Genomic DNA, 19,176 nt, shown 5'->3' with positions numbered 1-19,176 from the left:
AAGCGGTGCGGGATCGTCGCCGACACGGGTCGAAGGCCCTGCGAAAACACTTGGGGAGCTGATCGACTGAACAATCCGCTTGCGCCCGTCCCCCATCGGCCTACATTGTTTCCGCTTATGCTAACTTTGAGCATAAGGGTCGATAGGAGAGGATCATGGCCGACGGCGCCTTTGGTCTGACGCAGGAACTGGAGCGGGAGACCGCCGGGGTGTGGGCGAAGGTCAAGGACCACGTCACGCCGCTGGAGTGGCCCGAACAGGCCCGGCTGATCAGCGCGATCAACCGGCTGAAGCGCGAGCGCGACGCCGTGATCCTGGCCCACAACTATATGACGCCCGAGATCTTCCACGGGGTCGGCGACTATGTCGGCGACAGCCTGGGCCTGGCCAAGGAGGCCGCGCGGTCGAACGCCAAGGTGATCGTCCAGGCGGGCGTGCACTTCATGGCCGAGACGTCCAAGATCCTGTCGCCTGAGAAGACCGTGCTGATCCCCGACCTGCGGGCGGGATGTTCGCTGGCCTCGTCGATCACGGGGGCGGACGTGCGGCTGATCAAGCAACGCTATCCGGGCCTGCCGGTCATCACCTATGTGAACACCACGGCCGAGGTGAAGGCCGAGACCGACGTCTGCTGCACATCCGCCAATGCCGTTCAGGTGGTGGAATGGGCGGCCAGGGAATGGGGCGTGGACCGGGTCATACTGATCCCCGACGAATTCCTGGCGCGCAATGTGGCGGCCCAGACGACGGTGGGGATCATCGCCTGGAAGGGGCACTGCGAGGTGCACAAGCGCTTCACCGCCCAGGACATCGCCGACATGCGCGACGCCTGGCCCGACGCCGAGGTTCTGGCCCACCCCGAATGCCCGGAAGAGATACTGGCCGCCTCGGACTTCGCCGGATCGACGGCGGCCATGACCGACTATGTCGAACAGCGCCGGCCCAAGCGGGTGGTGCTGATCACCGAATGTTCGATGGCCTCCAACATCAAGGGCGACGTGCCGAGCGTCGAGTTCGTCGGCCCCTGCAACCTGTGCCCGCACATGAAGCGGATCACGCTTCAGAACATCCACGACTGCCTGCTGAACATGCAGTTCGAAGTGACCGTGCCCGAAGAGATGATCGAACGCGGGCGGATGGCGGTGCAGCGGATGATCGACCTGCCGCCGCCGGCGATCCCGGCCCGCTACGACATCGTCAAGGCGCGGCATCACGTCGATGTGGAGCTGATCTGAGCGACGCGGCGATCGGTCCCCTCGTCGGGACAGGGCGCCGCGCCCATCTGGACGCCATGAGCAAGACAGACACACCCGCCCCCGCGCCCGACCGTCCCCTGGGGCCGTGGGACATCAAGCCCGAAGCGGCGGGCGCGCGGCCGGCCCAGACCGAGGCGGTGGCCGAAGAACCGGTCGAGAAGGATCAGAGCCTGGTCTGGGCCGTGCTGTCCACGGCCCTGATGGCGGGCTTCCTGTGGTGGATAACCGGCAGCGTCGTCGTGGCGGGGGCGGTGCTGATCGGCCTGTTCGTGCATGAGGCGGGGCACGCCCTGGCGATGAACCGGCTCGGCATGGGTCCGGCGCGCATCTACATCATTCCCTTCCTGGGCGGACTGGCCAAGGGACGGCGCGCGCCTCGAAGCGAGTGGGACGGAGTGCTGGTTTCGCTGGCCGGGCCGGCCTTCGGTCTTCTGGCCATGATCCCCTTCGTCGCCGTCGGCATGGCGACGGGCCAGGGCGAATGGTTGGCTGGCGCCTTCTTCATCGCCATGCTGAATCTGGTGAACCTGGTTCCCGCCCCGCCGCTGGACGGGTCCAAGGCCCTGGGGCCGGTGCTGACGCGGGTTCATCCGCGGCTTGAGCAGATCGTGCTGCTGGTCATCGGCGTGGCCGTGGTCTGGTGGGGCGTGTCCACGGGCCGGTTCATCCTGGCGGCCTTCCTGGCCCTGTCGGTGTTCAGCCACCTGAAGCGCGGCGTCTGGCGCGCGGCCTGGGGCACGCTGAGCTGGCCCGAGGCGGGCAAGAGCCTGGTGCTTTATCTGCTGACCCTGGCCCTCTGCGCGGCGGCGGCGGTCGGCGCCCTGACGCCCCTGACCGAGGGCGATCCGGCCGGCGCCGTTCGGCTGGGGCTGAACTATCTGGGGATCGGACGATGAGCCGAATGCGACATGAAGGGCCGGTGATCGTCGGCGCCGGACTGGCGGGGCTGTCGGCGGCCCTGGAGGCGGCGCGGGCGGGGGCGCGGGTTCTGGTCGTGACCCCGGAGCCGCTGCTGAGCGGCTGTTCTTCCGCCTGGGCCCAGGGCGGGATGGCGGCGGCCCTGACGGCTGTAGACTCGGCCGAGCTGCACGCCAAGGACACCTTGGCGGCGGGCGCGGGCCTGGTCGAGCCGGGCGCGGCCCAGGCCCTGACCGAGGCCGGGCGCGAGACGGTGGAATGGCTGGCGGCCCAGGGCGCGCCGTTCGACCGGGATGCGGACGGCGGCTTCGTCGTCAGTCTGGAGGCGGCCCATTCCGTGGCGCGCGTGGCGCGGGTCGGCGGCGACGGCGCCGGGCGGGCCATCCTGTCGGCCGTGGTCGCGGCGGTGCGGGCCGAGACGATGATCGAGGTCTGGGAGGATGCGCGGCTGAAGGGCCTGTCGCAGGACGAGGCCGGGCGGGTGGTCGGGGCTGTGGTCGAGCGCGGCGGGCGGCCGGTCGAGATTACGGCGACGGCGGTGGTGCTGGCCACCGGCGGGGCGGGCGGCCTGTTCGCCGCCACCACCACCCCGTCGGCCTTGCAGGGCGAAGGCATGGCCCTGGCGGCGCGGGCGGGGGCGGAGATTCTGGACCCCGAGTTCGTGCAGTTTCACCCGACCGCCATAGACGTCGGCCTCGATCCGGCCCCCCTGGCGACCGAAGCCTTGCGCGGCGAGGGGGCGCGGCTGATCGACGGCGCGGGCGCCTTCCTGCTGGGCGAAGAGGCCGACGCCGATCTGAAGCCCCGCGACGTGGTGGCCCGGGCCGTCCATGCCGCGCGGACCGCAGGCCGGGGCGCCTTTTTGGATGCGCGCACGGCTGTGGGAGAGGGCTTTCCGCACGAGTTTCCGGCCGTCTTCGCCGCATGCATGCGCGCCGGGCTGGACCCGCGCGTCAGCCCCATTCCGGTGATGGCGGCCTGCCACTATCACATGGGCGGGGTCGCCGCCGACGCCGACGGGCGCACGACGGTTCCGGGCCTGTACGCCGTCGGCGAATGCGCGGCGACGGGGGTGCACGGCGCCAATCGTCTGGCGTCCAACTCCCTGCTTGAGGCCGCAGCCTTCGGACGGCGGGCCGGGCGGGCCGCGTCGAGCGAGACGGGGGGCGGACGGCCGGTCCCGACGCCCCTGGCGCCCGATCTGCCCGAGGCGGCCCTGGCCGAGCTGAGGACGGCGATGACGGCCCAGGCGGGAGTGGTGCGCGATGAGGCCGGTCTGACGGCCCTGATCGCCCTGATCGACCGGTTGGAGGCCCGGCACGGGCCGGCGGCCTGTCTTCTGGCGGCGCGGCTGATCGCCCAGGCGGCGCTGGATCGGCATGAGAGCCGGGGTGGCCATTACCGCGCGGATTATCCGCAGACGGCGGCGAACGCTGCTCATACGCGGATCAGACTGGCCGGAGACCTGGCCCTGGCGGCGGAATGACGGCCTCTATGGAGACTCCCCGAGACATGGCCCTGAACCGATCCCTGCCGGAGGTCCTGATCGAACCGGTGGTGCGGATGGCTCTGGCGGAAGACCTGGGGCGGGCGGGCGACGTCACGGCCCTGGCCTGTATTCCCCCAGGGGCGCGCATGAAGGCGGCTTTCACGGCGCGCAAGGCCGGCGTTCTGGCCGGGATTCAGGCCGTGCGGCTGGCCGTGCAGGCGATGGACCCGACGGCCGACGTTGAGCTTCGGCTGGCCGACGGGGCGGCGTTCGAGACGGGGGCCGTGCTGGCGGTGGTCGAGGCCGACGCGCGCGCCTTCCTGTCCGCCGAGCGGACGGCCCTGAACCTGGTCGGACGGCTGAGCGGGGTGGCGACCCTGACGCGGGCCTATGTTCAAGCCGTCGCCGGGACCAGGGCGCGGATCGCCGATACCCGCAAGACGACGCCGGGCCTGCGGGCGCTGGAGAAACATGCGGTGGCCTGCGGCGGCGGGGTGAACCACCGGTTCGGCCTGGATGACGCCATCCTGATCAAGGACAACCACGTCGCCGTCTGCGGCGGGGTGGGCGAGGCCGTGCGGCGCGCCAAGGCCTTCGCCCCTCACCTGATGAAGGTGGAGGTCGAGGTGGATGGGCTGGATCAGCTGAGCGAAGTCCTGGCCCTGATCAATGAGGACCTGGCGCCGGACGTGATCATGCTGGACAATTTCAGCCTGGCGGACCTGAGGCGGGCTGTGGCCTGGACCGGGGGGCGCATCCGGCTGGAGGCGTCGGGCGGGGTGGATTTGACGACGGTGCGGCCGATCGCGGAGACCGGGGTCGATGTGATCTCGGTCGGGGCCCTGACCCATTCGGCGCCCGTGCTGGACATCGGCCTGGACGCCCTGTGAGGCCAGGGGAACAGCCCGCCGCGCGCGACGTTCATACGATGAACCGCGCGAGGAGCGAGCCCAGGAGCGACCGATGTCCCAGACGCCCCAGACGCCTCAGGCCCTGCGGGTGCGGCGGGCGCCCGCTCAACCGCTCAGCGTCGGCTACGACCGGCTGAGCGTGATCGGGGTCGGGCGGGAGCAGACCTCAAGCCCGGACAAGCCCGGCCGTCGGTTCGGCGAATTCGATCAGAACCGGACGACACGGGGGCCTTTCGGCCCGGACTGAAGCGCCTTTGCGATCAAACAGGGTTGGAGGCGTCCGCCGTTTCCGTCCTGGCCTCCGCCCGGGGCGCAGCGCCGCGCGGCGCCGAGGCCGCCGTGGGCGGGGCGGCGGGCGGGGGGGAAGCCTGGCCGGACGCCTGGGTGGCGACGGCCGCATCCGCAGGCTTGGCGGCGGGACGGGCGTTCGTCGGCGCAGCCTGGGGCTCGGCGCCGCCCTCCTGGGCCAGGATCAGCGAATAGGCCACGGCCTGTCCGGCCTGGCGGGCCGCTTCGACGGGATTGAGACCCGCCTGGATCAGACGGGGCTGATCGTCGGCCTGAGACGGACGGGCGGCGTAGGTGAAGGCCCCGCCTGAGCCGGCGCGACCGCCGAACCGATAGAAGAGATGGCTGCCCACCTGGTTCACCCGGATCAGGGTGTTGCGCCAGTCGGGCGACACGCCGGTGGTGTGGAAATGGGTGGCGTTGCCGACGCCCGCATAAACCGATCCGGACAGGGCCGAGGAGGCGATGCCGCGCGCTCGGTTCCAGGCGGCCTGATTGATCCGGCCGCGCATCACGCCGTTGCAGGTGAAGGAGAACTGGCAGCCGGTGCGGCGCGCGGCGCCCTGATAGACGACGGCGCAGATGCTCTTGGGGAAGGCGGGGTGGCGGACGCGGTTCAGGACGACCTGGGCCACGGCCCGCATGCCGTCGCGGCCCTCGCCCCGCGCTTCATAATAGACGACCTGGGTCAGGCAATCGAGGTCGCGGCTGGCGTCCAGGGCGTGATCCAGGCGGAAGGGCTTGGCGCCGACGGGGGTGGAGAGATTGGCGTGGCGCAGTTTGGGATCGCGGTTGGCGTCCAACTGATCCAGACGGGCCGCCAGAAGCTCGGCCTGGCGATCGCGCTCGGCGGCGCCGGCGCTGGTGTAGGGATCGTGCCGACGAGCGATCGACAGGGCGCTGGCGTCCAGACCGCCGGCGGCGGCGGACAGGGCTTCTTCGGTGAAGCCGGCGGCGGTGGCGCCCTGGATCCGTTCGGCCTGGGCCCGCAGCGTCGCATTGCGCGCCATGGTCCCGCCCAGATAGGCGCCGCCGATCGCCAGTCCCACCAGACAGCCGAAGGCCGCGGCCGCCGTCACGGGCTTGATCTTCGCCACATGATCGGTGCGGGCGGGGCCGCGCGTCTGCGAGGAATGCGACAACGAGTTCATCCTGTTCAGCAGGGCGAGAAACGCTGCCCCCGGGTCGTATCGCCGGCGGGGCGACCCGAAACGGTCGCCTGTCCGGCCGGCATTCGGCGCGCGGCACATACAGCCCGGGCGTCGAGGACGGGCCTATATAGCGAAGTTTGTGACCTGAATGTGGCTGATTCGCAAGCGGCTGGTTAAGGCGACGAAAGGATTAGGTATTTTTACGATATTGCCCCGGCGGCATGACAATATGGGCCGGATTGCGACAGTGGATAGAGCGAATACTGTATTGGGTTGCACGGCGTCTCGGCTGTAGATTGTCACATTTCCCCGTATCTGCTGAATGGCGCGCGGATTGTGTTGTCCGTTGGTCCGTTTTCCGTATTCGCCAGTTCTGGATCGCGCTGGGAACCTCAAGCGCGGCGCGGCGTTCAAGCGTGACCTTTTTGGAGAGACGCCATGTCGCGCATGATCATCACGACCTGCATCGCCGCCGGCGCCCTGGCGCTGACGGCCTGCGGGACCACTATCGAGCAAAAGGCCGCGAGCGGCGCCGTGGCGGGGGCTGTGGTGGGCGGACCCGTGGGCGCCGCCGTCGGTGGAGCGGCCGGAACCGTCGTCGGCCAGGCGCAGAAGCCCAACTGACGAACCCGCCGTTGCGCCTGCTCTTGTAACGGGGCGGGCGCGACCTATCTGCATCACTGGAGCAGGTAAGGGCACCTTAAGCGCGCCATTTCGTGCGCGCGGCCGATTTCGTGGCGGCGAACCTTGCTTTTGGTCCCTGCATAGGCTTTGTGCGCCCCGCTTCGGGACGCGCGCGTTCTCCGCCGCCCGACCCCCGATGGCCGCTGGCCGATCACAAGGAACCCTGACGCTTTCGCATGAAAGATTTGAAGACCGGATTTACCGACCGCCTGACCGCCCAGCAGGAAGCCAAGAAGGCTCTGCTCGCCAAGTTCAAGCCCAAGCCCGCCGCCCCCGATCCCGAATTCGAGCGCCTGGCTGAGAAGCGCGCCGCCGAAAAGGAAGCCCTGCGCCAGCAGCACGAACTGGCCAAGGCGGAACAGCGCCGCGAGAAGGCCGAGAAGGAGGCTGCGCGCCTGGCCGCCGAAATGGCCGCTCAGGAAGCGATCGAGGCCGAGAAGCGGGCCGACCGCAAGGCGCGCAAGCAACTGACCAAGGAAGAGCAGAAGGCCAGGCGCGACGCGCGCTACGCCGCCCGCAAGGCGCGCCGCTGAGGCGGCCTTGGAACTGACGAAGAAAAACGCGCCGCAGCCTCTGCGGCGCGTTTTTCTTGGATCTAATGGTTTGGCCGCGGCCCCGCCGTCGAAAGAACGGCGCGCAATTGTTCGGGCGAATAGGGTTTGCGCAGGAAGGGCCAGGGCGTGTCGGCCAGAACCTGATCCACATCGTCGCCCACATAGCCCGAGGTCAGGACGATCCGCATCTGAGGCCGGTCCCGCGCCGCCTGACGCGCCAGGTCCACGCCGCTCATGCCCCCCGGCATGACCACATCGGTCAACATGACGTCGAAGCGCGCCCGTTCCAGGGCCTTCAGCGCCTCGGGGCCGTTCTCGACCCATTCGACGTGCAGGCCGAAACTTTCCAACTGATCAAGGGCGATGGCCGCGACATCCGCGTCGTCCTCCACCAGCAGCAGGCGGTGGCCGTTCGGCAGGGCGGCGCCGACGCCGCCCGGTTCGGGTGACGGGGCGGCCTTGTCCGCGATCAGCGGCGGCAGATAGAGGCGGATTTCCGAGCCGCGGCCGGGGCTGGAAGCGATGTGGACCCCGCCGCCCGACTGTCGCGCGAAGCCGTAGACCTGGCTGAGGCCCAGGCCCGTGCCCTTGCCGATCGGCTTGGTGGTGAAGAAGGGTTCGAAGACGCGGTCGATGACCTCGGCCGACATGCCCGATCCGTTGTCGGACACGGCGACGCAGACATAGTCGCCCGCCGCCAGTTCCGGGATCTGCCCCGCCGCGACGGAACAGGCCTGGGTTTGGATCGTGATGCGGGCGCCGGCGCGGACGGGGCCGTCTCGACCCGATCGAGGCGGGCCGCCGGCCTCTTTCGTCGCATCGGCTGATGCGGCGTCGCGCCCGGTCACGTCGCCCAGGGCGTCGCGGGCGTTGACGACCAGGTTCAGCAGGGCGGCCTCGAACTGAGCGGGATCGACGTTGACGCGAACGCCGCCGCGCTTCAGCCGGATCTTGAAGTCCACGGCCTCGCCGACGGCCCGGCGCAGCAAGGGCTCGCCCTCGCGGATCAGGCCGTTCAGATCGACCGCCTCGGGACGCAGGGCCTGACGGCGCGAGAAGGCCAGAAGCTGGTGGGTCAGGCTCTCTCCCCGACGGGCGGCGGCCAGGGCGGCCTCGCCCAGCTTCTTGCGTTTTGCGGCGTCGTCGGAGCGCAGGATGATGTCCAGCGCCCCGATCACCACCGTCAGCAGATTGTTGAAATCGTGGGCGACACCGCCGGTGAGACGGCCGACCGCCTCCATCCGCTGGGCGTGCATCAGATGGGCCTCTGCGGCGGCCTTTTCGGCCAGGGCCTCCGCGACCCGTTCCTCCAGCAGCTCATTGATGTGCTTCAGGTCGTCCTCGGCGCGCTTGGCGTCGGTGACGTCGATGGTGGCGCCCACATAGCCCTGGAAGGCGCCGGCCGCGTCGAACCGGGGCACGCCCTCGGTCCGGAGCCAGCGCAGCCCCAGGGTCGGATGATTGGCCCGGCTGAGCGCCTCGAACCGATCCCGCGCCTGGAAGGCCCGCAGGAAGGCGGCGTCGAACACCGTCTCATCGTCCGGATGCATCAGCCTGCGCCAGCCGTCCAGCAGCTGGCGCCGCGAGCGGATGTCGCAGAACAGCCGATAGCGTTTGTTGGCGAAGACGATCCGGGGCGTCGCGTCCGTCATCCAGATCATGGCCGGAGCGCTGTCCGCGACGGTGCGGAACCGGCTTTCGGATTCGGTCAGCCGGGCCTGGGCCTCGCGCATGTCGGTGACGTCGAAGGCGACGCCGACGAAGCCGATCAACTCGCTTCCGGCCATGCGCGGACGAGAGAAGGATTTCAGCCAGCGCCACTCGCCGTCATGACGCCGATACCGAGCCTCCAGAGAAAACGGTTCTCTCGTCGCCTCTCCGGCCAGGGACTCTCGAAGGATGCGGTCCTGGTCGTCCGGGTGCAGTCGGGCGCGCCAGTCCGCCGCAAGGGCCGTCTCATAGTCCGCGCCGAAGAAGTCCGCATAGGCCTGGTTGATGAAGGCGCGGCGGCGATCCTGGCGCGTGACCCAGATCAGGACCGGCGCGGTGTCGGCGATGGCGCGGAAGCGCTGTTCGCTCTCGCGGGTCTCGGTCTCGGCGCGGGCGCGTTCGATCTCGACCCAGGTGCGGGCGGCGACCTCCTCGACCAGCTGGACCTCCGCGTCAGTCCAGCATCGGGGGGCGGCGGCGTGGACATAGAGGAAGGCGCGCAATCGGCCGTTGCGGATCAGCGGCGCTCGGATCAGGGCGCGGGTCTGGATTTCGGCGAAGGCGGCGGCGATGTCGGCCGAACGGGGGTCGTCGCGGACGTCGTCGATGCGGATGGTCCGACCGTCGAACAGGTCGGCGACGAGGGCGGGATTGAAGACGCTCGGCGCGCGCCCGTGAACGCTGGCGACGCCCTGAATCCAGTCGCGGCTCAAGGAGACGACTTCGCCCGTCTCGTCCACCTCGCCGTAGCCGACGCGGTTCGCGCTCAGCAGGCCGCCCAGGGACGCCTCGACCTCGGCCATCATCCGCTCCGGGTCGGACAGGTCGCGCAGGCGGTCGCTGAGGTTCAGAAGGAAATGCTGGCGGCGCTCGGCGCGGGCGGCCTTCTCCAGCGGTTCGCGAGCCCCGTCCACGTTCAGGTTGATCCCGGCATAGCCCAGAAAGGCGCCGGTCTCGTCAAACCGCGCGTTGGACAGGGACAGGGCCGAGACGACGGAATCCAGCCGGATCAGGGTCTGGCGCAAGGAGGCGCCCAGCCAGGTGCAGAACAGGCCCACCAAGACGAAGTTGGAGGTGGCGACCACGCCCAGATGCGGGGTCGTCGGGCCGGGGTTCAAGGCGACCAGCGCCCAGCCGCCCAGCAGAGACCCCGCAACCGCCGTCAGACCCGCCAGACGTCCGCCGGCCAAGGCCGCCAGAATGACGCCCGGCAGTAGGATCATGAAGCCGGTGATCCCGCCGTAAAAGCCGGCGGTGGCCGCCCGCACCGCCAGTCCTGCGCCGGCGCCGGCCAGTCCGACTAGAATTCTCCGCCAGGCGGGACCGGACTTCAGACGGGCGAGAACGAGGAGACCGGCTTCGGCGTTCAGAAATCGGCGAAAGACCGCGCCTGGCGTCATATTGTGCCCGTCCCCTCACGTCGTTCGATGCGACGTTATGTGATGCAACGCTTGTTGCGGTTTTGCGTTCCTGCCTGCCGGATTGCGTCTAGATTGCCGGCGACGAACTCACACCCACGGAGCGTATTATGACCGCAACCATTGACACCGGACTGTCCCAGAGCGAGCGCGGCGACGTGGTTGAGCAACTGACCCGGGTTCTGGCGGACGCCTACGCCGTCTATCTGAAGACCCACGGCTATCATTGGAACGTGCGGGGGCCTGAATTCTTCTCGCTGCACAATATGCTGGAGCAGCAGTATCGCGACCAGTGGGCGGCCCTGGACGACATCGCCGAACGTATCCGCGCCCTGGGCGAGTTGGCGCCGCAGGGCTACGGCGCCTTCGCCAACCTGACCAGTATTCGCGACGGCGAGCCGGAAAAGGACGCGCCCGACATGCTGCGCGAGCTGATGCGCGATCATGAGACCTTGATCGCCACCATGCGCTCCGCCCTGGACGTGGCGGACGGCGACGGCGACGACGTGACCGTGGATCTGCTGACCCAGCGTCTGGCGGCGCACGAGAAGTTCGCCTGGATGTTGCGGGCCAGCCTGGGCGGTCGATAAGGCGGATCGGCGGTCCGCCTGAAAACGGCCCCGAAATGCGGGCACGGTCCGGGCCTCCTGCGTCCATGACCTGGTCGCGCCTGCTGTGGAACAGAATGGTCCTTACCCATTGGAACCGGATTTGGGCGGCGGTCAGGCGCTCGGCTGCGGCCTTGCCCGCCGCCGCCGCCGTGCTGGGCGTCGCCCTGTCGGCCGGCTCGGCCGTGCGGCCGGACGCGGATCGGACGGCGGAGGCCGTGGCGCGGATCACCCAGGGCGATCTGGGGCCCCACGGCCTGGCCGCTCTTGAGGGGCGGCTGAGCGCCTCGCAGCTGGCCCTGGCGCAGCGGCACGATCCAGCCCTGACCCCGGCGGCCTTCACCCCAGGTGCGACCCTGGCGACGGCCGGAGCCCTGCGTCCGGCGCGGCCCTTCGTCTTCAAGGGCGGGGCCGAGGATCGCCGTCGCGCCCTGCGGTGCCTGACCCAGGCGGTCTATTACGAGGCGGCGCTGGAGTCCGACGAGGGCCAGGCGGCGGTGGCTCAGGTGGTGCTGAACCGCGTGCGCGATCCCAACTACGCCGACACGGTGTGCGGCGTTGTGTTTGAAGGCGCCGAGCGGACGACCGGGTGCCAGTTCAGCTTCACCTGCGACGGCGCCCTGTCCCAGGCGCCGGTTCCCTGGGCGTGGGAGCGGGCGCGCAAGGCGGCCGAAAAGGCCTTGAACGGCTATGTGGCCCAGACGGTGGGGACCGCCACCCACTATCACGCCGACTATGTGGACCCCTGGTGGGCGCCGACCGTCTCGCGCGTCAACAAGATCGGGACGCACGTCTTCTATCGCTGGAAGGGTCTTTACGGGGAGACGGCCGCCTTCCGCGCCGTTTACAAGGGACGCGAGCCCCTGATCGATGAAGCGCGGTTCGCCCGCCCCCGACCCGGCGTTCAGCCTGGCCAGGGGACCGGAGGCCCGGACCCGGACGCGGTCCCCGCCGAGGCAGGGCAGGCGGCCCCGCTTAAGACCGTCGAGGTCGACGGACGTCAAAGGGTGGTGGGCGTGGTCAGCCTGGGCGGGCGTCGTCTGCCTACCCAGGAAGAGGTCGCCGCCATCAATGCGCGGCTTCAGGCCCTGGAGGCCAAGCCGGAGCCGGAGCCCGCTCCGGCAGGCGTCGCCGTGATGGCGGTGGAAGAGGTCGGACGCCCCGCCAAGTGAAGCGATGGGCGTTCTAATGCAACGCTTGCGCGGGTCGAGCATTGAAGCTGCTGATCCCGCTTACGGCCTCGAAAGGACGCCTGTTTGACCGACCCCATTGCTGAACCTGCACGGTGGGATGAGTCCGAGCGTCTGGCGGCCCTGAGAGACTACGGCATTCTGGATACGGCGCGCGAGGCCGCCTTTGACGACGTGGTGGCCTTGATCGCCCGCATCTGCGAGGCCCCGATCGCGGTCGTCAATCTGATCGACTCCGGACGGCAGTGGTTCAAGGCCGAGGTCGGGCTGGGCGTGCGCGAGACGCCGCTGGCGACCTCCTTCTGCGCCCACGCCCTGTTAAATGAGGACGGGCTGGTGGTGCCGGATGCGACGAAGGACGCCCGATTCGACGGCAATCCTCTGGTTCATCAGGACCCGGGGCTGCGCTTCTATGCGGGGCGGTTGCTGAAGACGCCCAGCGGCCTGCCCTTGGGCACCTTGTGCGTTCTGGACACCCAGCCCCGGCCTGAAGGTCTGACTGAGCTGCAGGAGACGGCGCTCAAGACCCTGGCCGGTCAGGTGATGTCGCAGATGGAACTGCGCCGCGCCCTGCGTCAGAGAGACGAGGGCCGGGACGCGCTTGAACGGGCCTTGGAGGCGTCCGACGACGTCGCCGCCCGGCTGAGGGCCAGCGAGGCCCAATTCCGGGTGCTGGCCGACGCCATGCCCCAGATGGTCTGGTCGACGCGCCCCGACGGCTTCCACGACTACTACAATGCACGCTGGTACGAGTTCACCGGCGTGCCAGCCGGATCGACGGACGGGGAAGGCTGGAACGACATGTTCCATCCTGACGATCAGCAGCGGGCCTGGGCCCGCTGGAGCCGGTCGCTGGAGACGGGCGAACCCTATGAGATCGAATATCGGCTGAAGCACCATTCCGGGGTGTATCGCTGGACCTTGGGGCGGGCGGTGGCGATCCGCAACGAGGATGGCGAGATCACCCGCTGGTTCGGCACCTGCACCGATATCGACGAGCTGAAGCGGCTGGAGCAGGGTCGCGAACTGGTCAGCCAGGAGCTGAGCCACCGGATCAAGAACATCTTCGCCGTGATCACGGCGCTGGTGGCCCTGTCGGCCCGTCAGTATCCTGAGGCCCGGGCCTTTGCTTCGTCTCTGCGGACCCGTATCGCCGCCCTGGCCCGCGCCCATGAGTTCGTCCGACCGCACACGGAGGCGTCTCAGCCGACGGTTGGGGCCACCACCCTGCACACCTTCCTGGCGGATCTGTTCAGGGCGTACAGCGATGACACGGGCGCCACGCGCGTTCACATCAGCGGCGACGACGCCGTGTTCGACGACCAGGCGGCGACCTCCGTCGCCCTGCTGTTCCACGAACTGGCGACCAATGCGGCCAAGTACGGCGCCCTGGCGACGGCGGCGGGTCGGGTGGAGCTGGCCACGCGCCGCGACGACGACCGGTTCATCCTGACCTGGACCGAGATCGGCGGCCCGGCGATCGAAGGGCCGCCCGAGCGCCAGGGGTTCGGCTCCTCTTTGGCCAGTCTGTCGGTGGAGGGCCAACTCGGCGGGCGGCTGCACCGCGAATGGGCGGCCGACGGTTTAAGGATTGTTGTGGATTTGCCCGCTACGGCGCTCTCGCGCCGCAGGGCGGCGGAAAAGGACCGCCTTCAGCCACTCTGACGGAAACCGATCGCCTGCCCCCGCGTTGTGTCCGCCACAGAACATAAAACCGCCGCCCATGACCGCCCGCATCCTGATCATTGAAGACGAAGCTCTCGTCGCTATGGAGCTGCGTTTCGTCCTGGAAGACCTGGGCCATAAGGTCGTGGGGGTGGCGTCGACGTCGAAGTCGGCCCAGAATCTGGCGCGTGAAAATGAGGTCGATCTGGCCCTGGTCGACATCCACCTGTCCGACGGCCCCACGGGCATAAGCCTGGGGCGCGAGCTGGGCCAGGAGATGGGCGTGACCGTCCTGTTCATGACCGCCAATCCGGGCATGGTGCGCGACGGCGTCGCGGGCGCCATTGGCGTCCTGTCCAAGCCGACCGATGAACAGGCGGTGCAGACGGCGGTCGATTACGCCCTGCGCCGCCGCACAGGCCAGCCGGTCCAATATGCGCCGCCGGGTCTGCAGCTGTTCGCCTGACTCCGCCCGTCCGGACGTTCACCAGACGCCGATCTTCTCGGCTTCCTTATGGCTGATGGGATGGTTGGCCTTGGCGTGGTCTTCCTCGGCCAGGAAACGGCTGGCTTCGAGCGCGGCCATACAGCCCATGCCCGCCGCAGTCACAGCCTGGCGATAGACGTCGTCGGTCACGTCGCCGGCCGCCCACACGCCCTCGATTGCGGTCTGGGCCGTGCCGGGTTTGACGCGGATATAGCCGCCCGAATTGGTCTCGAGCTGACCCTTGAACAGTTCCGACGACGGGGCGTGGCCGATGGCGATGAAGACGCCGTCGGCGGGGATCTCCTGGGTCGAACCGTCCTGAACGTTCTTCAAGCGAACGCTGGTGACGTTGCGGGCGACGCCGTCCACCACGCCCAGAATCTCTTCCACCGCCACGTTCCAGATCACCTCGACCTTGGGGTGGGCGAACAGGCGGTCTTGCAGGATCTTCTCGGCGCGGAACTCGTCGCGACGGTGGACCACCGTGACCTTGGCGGCGAAGTTGGTGAGGAACAGCGCTTCCTCGACGGCCGTGTTGCCGCCGCCGACCACGACCACGTTCTTGCCGCGATAGAAGAAGCCGTCGCAGGTGGCGCAGGCGGAGACGCCGAAGCCCTGATAGGCCGCCTCGGACTCCAGACCCAGCCACTTGGCCTGGGCGCCCGTGGAGATGATGACCGTCTCGGCCAGGATTTCCTCGCCGCCGTCCAGCTTCAGCCGGAACGGGCGCTGCGACAGATCGGCGGAGACGACGATGTCGTGGATGACTTCCGTGCCGACGTGCAGGGCCTGGGCCTGCATCTGCTCCATCAGCCAAGGGCCCTGAATGGTCTCGGCGAAGCCGGGATAGTTCTCGACGTCGGTGGTGATGGTCAGCTGGCCGCCGGGCTGGAGACCGGCGATGACGACGGGGTTCAGCGAGGCGCGGGCGGCGTAGATGGCGGCGGTCCAGCCGGCGGGGCCGGAGCCGATGATGGCGACGCGGACGGTACGAGCTTGGGTCATGCGCCTATTTAGGGGCTGATTCCCGTTTGCGCGATGTTAGTCTCGCCGCAGATGAGGAGGAGACGGGGATGAGCAACAAGAAGGCGGCCTTCCTGCCGATCGGGATCGGAATGGGTCTGTCGATCGGGGTGGCCTTGGGCGTGGCGATGGACAACGTCGGCCTGGGGCTCGCCCTGGGCACGGCCATCGGATCGGGCCTCGGCGTGGCACTCATGGGCGCGGCGAACGCCAAGGCCAAGAAGGGCGACGGTTCGGACGGCGGCGCCGTCCCGCCGACGTCGGACACGTCAGGCTGCGCCGACTCCAGCGCGGACGGCGGCTGTGACAGTGGCGGCGGAGGGGGCGGCGACTAAAGGCCACTCCAAATTTTTTAGTGCACTTTCGTGCAGATTTTTGCGAGCGGTTCTTAGTTTTCCTCCTGACGCCAGCGGGTGGCTTGCACCACGGCTGCGTCAGAATCGGACGCAGAAGATTATCCTCTCTGTTGCGCTCATGCCGGCGAAAGCCGGGATGAGCGGCGTGAGCGGCTTACCGCGCTCGCATCGCCTCCAGCACGGCATGGGCCGCCCGGTCGGTTTCCGCCAGGGGGGCGTAGGTCCAGCGGTCCAGCGCGCCGTCGAAGGGACGGGTCGCGCCGTGGGATTGAAGATCCTCGTGCAGGCGGGCGAACTTGCCGGCGGGCTTCAGCGCGACCATGGGCAGGATGTGAACCGGCTTGCCGGTCGAGGCGGCCTCGGCGGCCATGTTGGCGCTGTCCTGCGTGACCAGCACATGGTCGGCGAAATGCAGGAAGCCGAACAGGGGGTTGTCGCCGGTTCCGTCCCAGATCCAGCCGGGCAGGCCCGACAGGCGTTCGGTCATCACCGCCTTGGCGGCGTCCGGCGTGCGGCGCGAGAAGGTCAGCATCAGCGAACCGCCTGAGGCCCGGACGGCGGCGGCGATCCGGTCGGCCAGGTCCGCCGCATGGGCCTGGGTCAGGTCGAAAGCCTTGGACCGGCCGCCGATCAGGACGGCGACGCGGGGATGGGGCAGGGGGGCGATCCGGTCGGCGAAGGCCGGCGCCGCCTGGGCGATCCGTTCCGGCGTGACGCGATGAGGGGAGCCGGTGATCTCGAAGACATTGTCGCCCGACAGGCCGTCATGGGCCGGGGCGACGATCAGGTCGTAGCGGTCGTTCGCCCAGCGCGGGTCCTGGGTCTGAACCACGAAGGTCTTGCCGCCGCTCCAGCGCTTGATGCGGGTCGAGAGGGGCAGGGTCGCCCGACCGGCGGCGATCCAGAGATCGGGCCAGGGCGCCGCGAGCGGGGCGGACGCCAGCATGGCCGGGGTCTTCAGCGCCGACGGCAGGCGGTCGAACAGCGGCCGCCAGCGGATCTGTTTGACCGTGATCTCGGCGGGGGTCAGGCGCTGGACGGCCTCGGCGAGGCCCAGGGCCTGGTTCTCGATACCCGCACGTCCGTCCGAGACAACCCAGATGGAGAGGCGATGGGGCGGCGGCTCCCCGGTCACGCGGGCGTCGCGTCGACCCAAGCCAACGCCTCGACCTTATTGCCGTCCGGATCGCGCAGGAAGGCGCCGTAGTAGCCGGGTGCGTATTCCAGACGAAAACCCGGCGCTCCTGCGTCGGCGCCCCCCGTTGCCAAGCCGGCAGCGTGAAAGGCGTCAACCGCCTGTCGGTTCTGGGCGGCGAAACAGACGTGGACGCCGTTGCCGGCCGAGGCGGGGGCGCCGTCGTGCGGAACCGAAGCCCAGAACTCAGGAAACCCACGGCCCCAGCTCACACCCAGCGCATGTTCCATGGTCCGGCCGACGCCCAGCGGCGCCAAGGCGGCGTCATAAAATGCAGCGGCCCGATGCAGATCAGAGACGCCGACCGAAACGTGCGACACTAGGCGCGGCGGCGTTTCGGCGGCGTTCGTCACGATCCTATTTCCACTCGACCTTCAGGATCTCATAGGCCTTGACCCCGCCGGGGGTGTTGACCTCGACCACGTCGCCGACCTCCTTGGAGATCATCGCGCGGGCGATCGGCGAGGCGATGGAGATCTTGCCCTTCTTCACATCGGCCTCGTGTTCGCCGACGATCTGATAGCAAGCCTCTTCTTCCGTGTCCTCGTCGACCACAGTGACGGTGGCGCCGAACTTGACCTGATTGCCCGACAGTTTCGACACGTCGATGACCTGGGCGCGGCTGATCTTGTCCTCGATCTCGGCGATCTGGCCTTCGATCCAGCCCTGACGCTCCTTGGCGGCGTGGTATTCGGCGTTTTCGGACAGGTCGCCGTGCTCGCGGGCCTCGGATATGGCCGCGATGACGGCCGGCCGCTCGACCGACTTCAATTGCTTCAGTTGATCGTCGAGGACACGGTAGCCCTCGCCCGTCATCGGCACTTTTTCCATTGGTGTCGTGATTTTTCTGGTTCGCCCGGAGACTGGAAAGACGCGAAATAGGCAGACAAAAGGCCGCGGGGCGGGCGCGGCCGGGCATAGACACTAGGGCTTATCGCGCCGCAATTCAAGGGCGCGCCTCCACGCCCGATCGAGATCAGGCGCGGGCGGGGGGTTTGGTCTTGCCGCTGCGGTGGGTGACGCTCTTGATGAGGCTGTAGGCCAGCCAGGCGACAGCGGCCAGGCCCATCAGCATGAACAGGCTCGACGCCACGGCGGCGCCGGCCGCCATGAAGGCCAGGATGAAGGCGACGGCCGCGACGAGTCCGGCCACGATCTGAATGGTTTGAAGGCGCATGAGACCTTAACGCCTTCATCCCCGTCGGGTTGCGCGGCGCATCCCCGCAACGCCGTCACGCATAGGTGTAGGGACCGCCCCGCTCCAGCGCCCGCTGATAGGCGGGGCGGGCGTGGATGCGTTGCAGGAAGGCGGCCAGGCGCGGCTTGGTCGCTATGTCGAAGGCCCGGTCCGCCCCGGCCTCGACCGGGAAACTCATCATGATGTCGGCGGCGGTGAACTGATCCCCGGCGAACCATTCGGACCGGCCCAGCTCGTCCTCCCAGAAGCCGATATGGGTGCGAAGCTGCGGATCGACGAAGCCGCTCTGGGCCTTGGCGGCGATTCCGTTGACGAGGGGTTTGAGCAGGGCGGGGGCGCGGCGGGGCAGCAGGCCGAACACCAGTTTCAGCAGCAGGGGCGGCATGGCCGACCCTTCCGCATAGTGCAGCCAATAGGTGAAGCGCCGCGCCTCTTCCGTGCCGGGAGGCGGGCGCAGCCGGCCCCGGCCGTGGGCGTCCAGCAGATATTCGACGACGGCGCCGGTCTCGGCGACCTTGATAGCCCCGTCCTCGATGACGGGGGACTTGCCCAGCGGATGGACGGCGATCAGTTCGGGCGGGGCCAGCCGGGTCTTGGCGTCGCGTTCGTAGCGCACGACCTCATAATCCAGCTCCAGCTCCTCCAGCAGCCAAAGGACGCGCTGGGACCGGCTGTCGTTCAGATGGTGGACCTTGATCATCGGGCGGCTCCTGATGCGGCGGAACGGACTATTCCGCCTCACCGTCGGGGAAGTCCAGACCTATCGCGGGGACCGGCCGCTCCATCGCGATCGCGGCCGGGGGCGCGGCTCGGACGTCGTCTGATCCTGGGTCTGACCCGCCTTCTGACGGCGGTTGCGCCAGACCTCCAGCGCCAGTGTGGCCAGGGCCAGTTTGCTGGCGTGACGTCCGGCCAGACGACGGCCGCCGCGCGACAGCAGCAGGCTGCCGACCAGGGGGACGATGGAGTTCAGACGCGGCATGGAAGCCTCCTTTGTTTCCGGCTCAACGCGCGGCGGCGCCGGCGTTTCCACCTGCGACGACATGGGCTGACGACGGGCGATAGAAGGTTTGAC

The 19,176-nt window shown here is 68.9% G+C and carries 21 protein-coding genes; 12 read left to right on the top strand and 9 right to left on the bottom strand.

Features of this window, described 5'->3' with window-relative positions; translation table 11 throughout:
• The first annotated feature begins 155 nt into the window (after positions 1 to 155).
• The 5 genes from nadA to AC07XS_RS01780 all read left to right on the top strand — a co-directional run bounded on the left by nadA (position 156) and on the right by AC07XS_RS01780 (position 4,821).
• Positions 156 to 1,235, top strand: coding sequence for a quinolinate synthase NadA (nadA, locus tag AC07XS_RS01800; RefSeq protein ID WP_182713238.1), 1,080 nt, complete (start codon positions 156 to 158; stop codon positions 1,233 to 1,235).
• A 56-nt stretch (positions 1,236 to 1,291) separates the two neighbouring features.
• Positions 1,292 to 2,152, top strand: coding sequence for a site-2 protease family protein (locus AC07XS_RS01795; protein WP_182713239.1), 861 nt, complete (start codon positions 1,292 to 1,294; stop codon positions 2,150 to 2,152).
• Positions 2,149 to 3,660, top strand: coding sequence for an L-aspartate oxidase (locus AC07XS_RS01790; RefSeq protein WP_182713240.1), 1,512 nt, complete (start codon positions 2,149 to 2,151; stop codon positions 3,658 to 3,660). The genes AC07XS_RS01795 and AC07XS_RS01790 overlap by 4 nt, the downstream gene beginning before the upstream one ends.
• 8 nt (positions 3,661 to 3,668) lie before the next feature.
• Positions 3,669 to 4,553 (top strand): carboxylating nicotinate-nucleotide diphosphorylase, encoded by an 885-nt coding sequence (gene nadC, locus AC07XS_RS01785; protein WP_321207923.1) that lies wholly within the window; start codon positions 3,669 to 3,671, stop codon positions 4,551 to 4,553.
• 73 nt (positions 4,554 to 4,626) lie between these two features.
• Positions 4,627 to 4,821, top strand: coding sequence for a hypothetical protein (locus AC07XS_RS01780; protein ID WP_054766544.1), 195 nt, complete (start codon positions 4,627 to 4,629; stop codon positions 4,819 to 4,821).
• A 13-nt stretch (positions 4,822 to 4,834) separates the two neighbouring features.
• On the opposite strand, the gene AC07XS_RS01775 is transcribed toward AC07XS_RS01780, so the two are convergent.
• Positions 4,835 to 6,004, bottom strand: a complete 1,170-nt coding sequence (locus AC07XS_RS01775) for a cell wall hydrolase (RefSeq protein WP_494732646.1) — start codon at positions 6,002 to 6,004, stop codon at positions 4,835 to 4,837.
• A 447-nt stretch (positions 6,005 to 6,451) separates the two neighbouring features.
• Between AC07XS_RS01775 and AC07XS_RS01770 the strand changes: the two genes are divergently transcribed.
• Together AC07XS_RS01770 and AC07XS_RS01765 are read left to right on the top strand one after the other, a co-directional pair.
• Positions 6,452 to 6,637, top strand: a complete 186-nt coding sequence (locus tag AC07XS_RS01770; protein WP_182713242.1) for a hypothetical protein — start codon at positions 6,452 to 6,454, stop codon at positions 6,635 to 6,637.
• 236 nt (positions 6,638 to 6,873) lie between these two features.
• The gene (locus AC07XS_RS01765; protein ID WP_054766543.1) at positions 6,874 to 7,230 is read left to right on the top strand and encodes a DUF6481 family protein; all 357 of its coding nucleotides are present in this window, start codon (positions 6,874 to 6,876) and stop codon (positions 7,228 to 7,230) included.
• Between the two features lie 62 nt (positions 7,231 to 7,292).
• Here AC07XS_RS01765 and AC07XS_RS01760 read toward each other — a convergent pair whose 3' ends face one another.
• Positions 7,293 to 10,361 (bottom strand): PAS domain S-box protein, encoded by a 3,069-nt coding sequence (locus AC07XS_RS01760; RefSeq protein WP_182713243.1) that lies wholly within the window; start codon positions 10,359 to 10,361, stop codon positions 7,293 to 7,295.
• 128 nt (positions 10,362 to 10,489) lie between these two features.
• Here AC07XS_RS01760 and AC07XS_RS01755 point away from each other — a divergent pair, with 128 nt between their 5' ends.
• From AC07XS_RS01755 to AC07XS_RS01740, 4 genes are all read left to right on the top strand, one after another.
• Positions 10,490 to 10,969, top strand: coding sequence for a Dps family protein (locus tag AC07XS_RS01755; protein ID WP_054766541.1), 480 nt, complete (start codon positions 10,490 to 10,492; stop codon positions 10,967 to 10,969).
• 95 nt (positions 10,970 to 11,064) lie between these two features.
• Positions 11,065 to 12,159 (top strand): cell wall hydrolase, encoded by a 1,095-nt coding sequence (locus AC07XS_RS01750; protein WP_054767042.1) that lies wholly within the window; start codon positions 11,065 to 11,067, stop codon positions 12,157 to 12,159.
• Between the two features lie 84 nt (positions 12,160 to 12,243).
• Positions 12,244 to 13,842, top strand: a complete 1,599-nt coding sequence (locus AC07XS_RS01745; RefSeq protein ID WP_321207924.1) for a PAS domain-containing protein — start codon at positions 12,244 to 12,246, stop codon at positions 13,840 to 13,842.
• A gap of 58 nt (positions 13,843 to 13,900) precedes the next feature.
• Positions 13,901 to 14,308, top strand: coding sequence for a response regulator (locus AC07XS_RS01740; protein ID WP_054766540.1), 408 nt, complete (start codon positions 13,901 to 13,903; stop codon positions 14,306 to 14,308).
• An 18-nt stretch (positions 14,309 to 14,326) separates the two neighbouring features.
• Here AC07XS_RS01740 and trxB read toward each other — a convergent pair whose 3' ends face one another.
• Positions 14,327 to 15,334, bottom strand: a complete 1,008-nt coding sequence (gene trxB / locus AC07XS_RS01735; RefSeq protein WP_182713244.1) for a thioredoxin-disulfide reductase — start codon at positions 15,332 to 15,334, stop codon at positions 14,327 to 14,329.
• A 68-nt stretch (positions 15,335 to 15,402) separates the two neighbouring features.
• On the opposite strand from trxB, the gene AC07XS_RS01730 reads away from it, so the two are divergent.
• Positions 15,403 to 15,687, top strand: coding sequence for a glycine zipper domain-containing protein (locus AC07XS_RS01730; protein ID WP_182713245.1), 285 nt, complete (start codon positions 15,403 to 15,405; stop codon positions 15,685 to 15,687).
• 175 nt (positions 15,688 to 15,862) lie between these two features.
• Here AC07XS_RS01730 and AC07XS_RS01725 read toward each other — a convergent pair whose 3' ends face one another.
• The 6 genes from AC07XS_RS01725 to AC07XS_RS01700 form a co-directional block, all read right to left on the bottom strand.
• A complete protein-coding gene (locus tag AC07XS_RS01725; RefSeq protein ID WP_321207925.1) occupies positions 15,863 to 16,864 on the bottom strand; it encodes a mitochondrial fission ELM1 family protein in 1,002 nt (333 codons plus the stop codon).
• The gene (locus tag AC07XS_RS01720) at positions 16,840 to 17,256 is read right to left on the bottom strand and encodes a VOC family protein (RefSeq protein WP_152950874.1); all 417 of its coding nucleotides are present in this window, start codon (positions 17,254 to 17,256) and stop codon (positions 16,840 to 16,842) included. The genes AC07XS_RS01725 and AC07XS_RS01720 overlap by 25 nt, the downstream gene beginning before the upstream one ends.
• A gap of 4 nt (positions 17,257 to 17,260) precedes the next feature.
• A complete protein-coding gene (gene greA, locus AC07XS_RS01715) occupies positions 17,261 to 17,734 on the bottom strand; it encodes a transcription elongation factor GreA (protein ID WP_152950873.1) in 474 nt (157 codons plus the stop codon).
• A 145-nt stretch (positions 17,735 to 17,879) separates the two neighbouring features.
• Positions 17,880 to 18,080, bottom strand: coding sequence for a hypothetical protein (locus AC07XS_RS01710; protein WP_152950872.1), 201 nt, complete (start codon positions 18,078 to 18,080; stop codon positions 17,880 to 17,882).
• A 55-nt stretch (positions 18,081 to 18,135) separates the two neighbouring features.
• Positions 18,136 to 18,801 (bottom strand): glutathione S-transferase, encoded by a 666-nt coding sequence (locus AC07XS_RS01705; RefSeq protein WP_182713246.1) that lies wholly within the window; start codon positions 18,799 to 18,801, stop codon positions 18,136 to 18,138.
• 60 nt (positions 18,802 to 18,861) lie between these two features.
• Positions 18,862 to 19,083, bottom strand: a complete 222-nt coding sequence (locus AC07XS_RS01700) for a cysteine protease (protein ID WP_152950870.1) — start codon at positions 19,081 to 19,083, stop codon at positions 18,862 to 18,864.
• Positions 19,084 to 19,176 lie beyond the last annotated feature (93 nt).

This window comes from Brevundimonas sp. GW456-12-10-14-LB3, assembly GCF_059424365.1.
The sequence above is the reverse complement of the archived record's forward strand: the minus strand, read 5'-3'. Positions and strand labels throughout refer to the sequence as shown.

Excerpts from the sequence above, each read along its gene's own strand:
- nadA (WP_182713238.1), top strand. The coding sequence starts at position 156 with ATGGCCGACGGCGCCTTTGGTCTGACGCAGGAACTGGAGCGGGAGACC.
- AC07XS_RS01795 (WP_182713239.1), top strand. The coding sequence starts at position 1,292 with ATGAGCAAGACAGACACACCCGCCCCCGCGCCCGACCGTCCCCTGGGG.
- AC07XS_RS01790 (WP_182713240.1), top strand. The coding sequence starts at position 2,149 with ATGAGCCGAATGCGACATGAAGGGCCGGTGATCGTCGGCGCCGGACTG.
- nadC (WP_321207923.1), top strand. The coding sequence starts at position 3,669 with ATGGAGACTCCCCGAGACATGGCCCTGAACCGATCCCTGCCGGAGGTC.
- AC07XS_RS01780 (WP_054766544.1), top strand. The coding sequence starts at position 4,627 with ATGTCCCAGACGCCCCAGACGCCTCAGGCCCTGCGGGTGCGGCGGGCG.
- AC07XS_RS01770 (WP_182713242.1), top strand. The coding sequence starts at position 6,452 with ATGTCGCGCATGATCATCACGACCTGCATCGCCGCCGGCGCCCTGGCG.
- AC07XS_RS01765 (WP_054766543.1), top strand. The coding sequence starts at position 6,874 with ATGAAAGATTTGAAGACCGGATTTACCGACCGCCTGACCGCCCAGCAG.
- AC07XS_RS01760 (WP_182713243.1), bottom strand. The coding sequence starts at position 10,361 with ATGACGCCAGGCGCGGTCTTTCGCCGATTTCTGAACGCCGAAGCCGGT.
- AC07XS_RS01755 (WP_054766541.1), top strand. The coding sequence starts at position 10,490 with ATGACCGCAACCATTGACACCGGACTGTCCCAGAGCGAGCGCGGCGAC.
- AC07XS_RS01750 (WP_054767042.1), top strand. The coding sequence starts at position 11,065 with ATGGTCCTTACCCATTGGAACCGGATTTGGGCGGCGGTCAGGCGCTCG.
- AC07XS_RS01740 (WP_054766540.1), top strand. The coding sequence starts at position 13,901 with ATGACCGCCCGCATCCTGATCATTGAAGACGAAGCTCTCGTCGCTATG.
- trxB (WP_182713244.1), bottom strand. The coding sequence starts at position 15,334 with ATGACCCAAGCTCGTACCGTCCGCGTCGCCATCATCGGCTCCGGCCCC.
- AC07XS_RS01730 (WP_182713245.1), top strand. The coding sequence starts at position 15,403 with ATGAGCAACAAGAAGGCGGCCTTCCTGCCGATCGGGATCGGAATGGGT.
- greA (WP_152950873.1), bottom strand. The coding sequence starts at position 17,734 with ATGGAAAAAGTGCCGATGACGGGCGAGGGCTACCGTGTCCTCGACGAT.
- AC07XS_RS01710 (WP_152950872.1), bottom strand. The coding sequence starts at position 18,080 with ATGCGCCTTCAAACCATTCAGATCGTGGCCGGACTCGTCGCGGCCGTC.
- AC07XS_RS01705 (WP_182713246.1), bottom strand. The coding sequence starts at position 18,801 with ATGATCAAGGTCCACCATCTGAACGACAGCCGGTCCCAGCGCGTCCTT.
- AC07XS_RS01700 (WP_152950870.1), bottom strand. The coding sequence starts at position 19,083 with ATGCCGCGTCTGAACTCCATCGTCCCCCTGGTCGGCAGCCTGCTGCTG.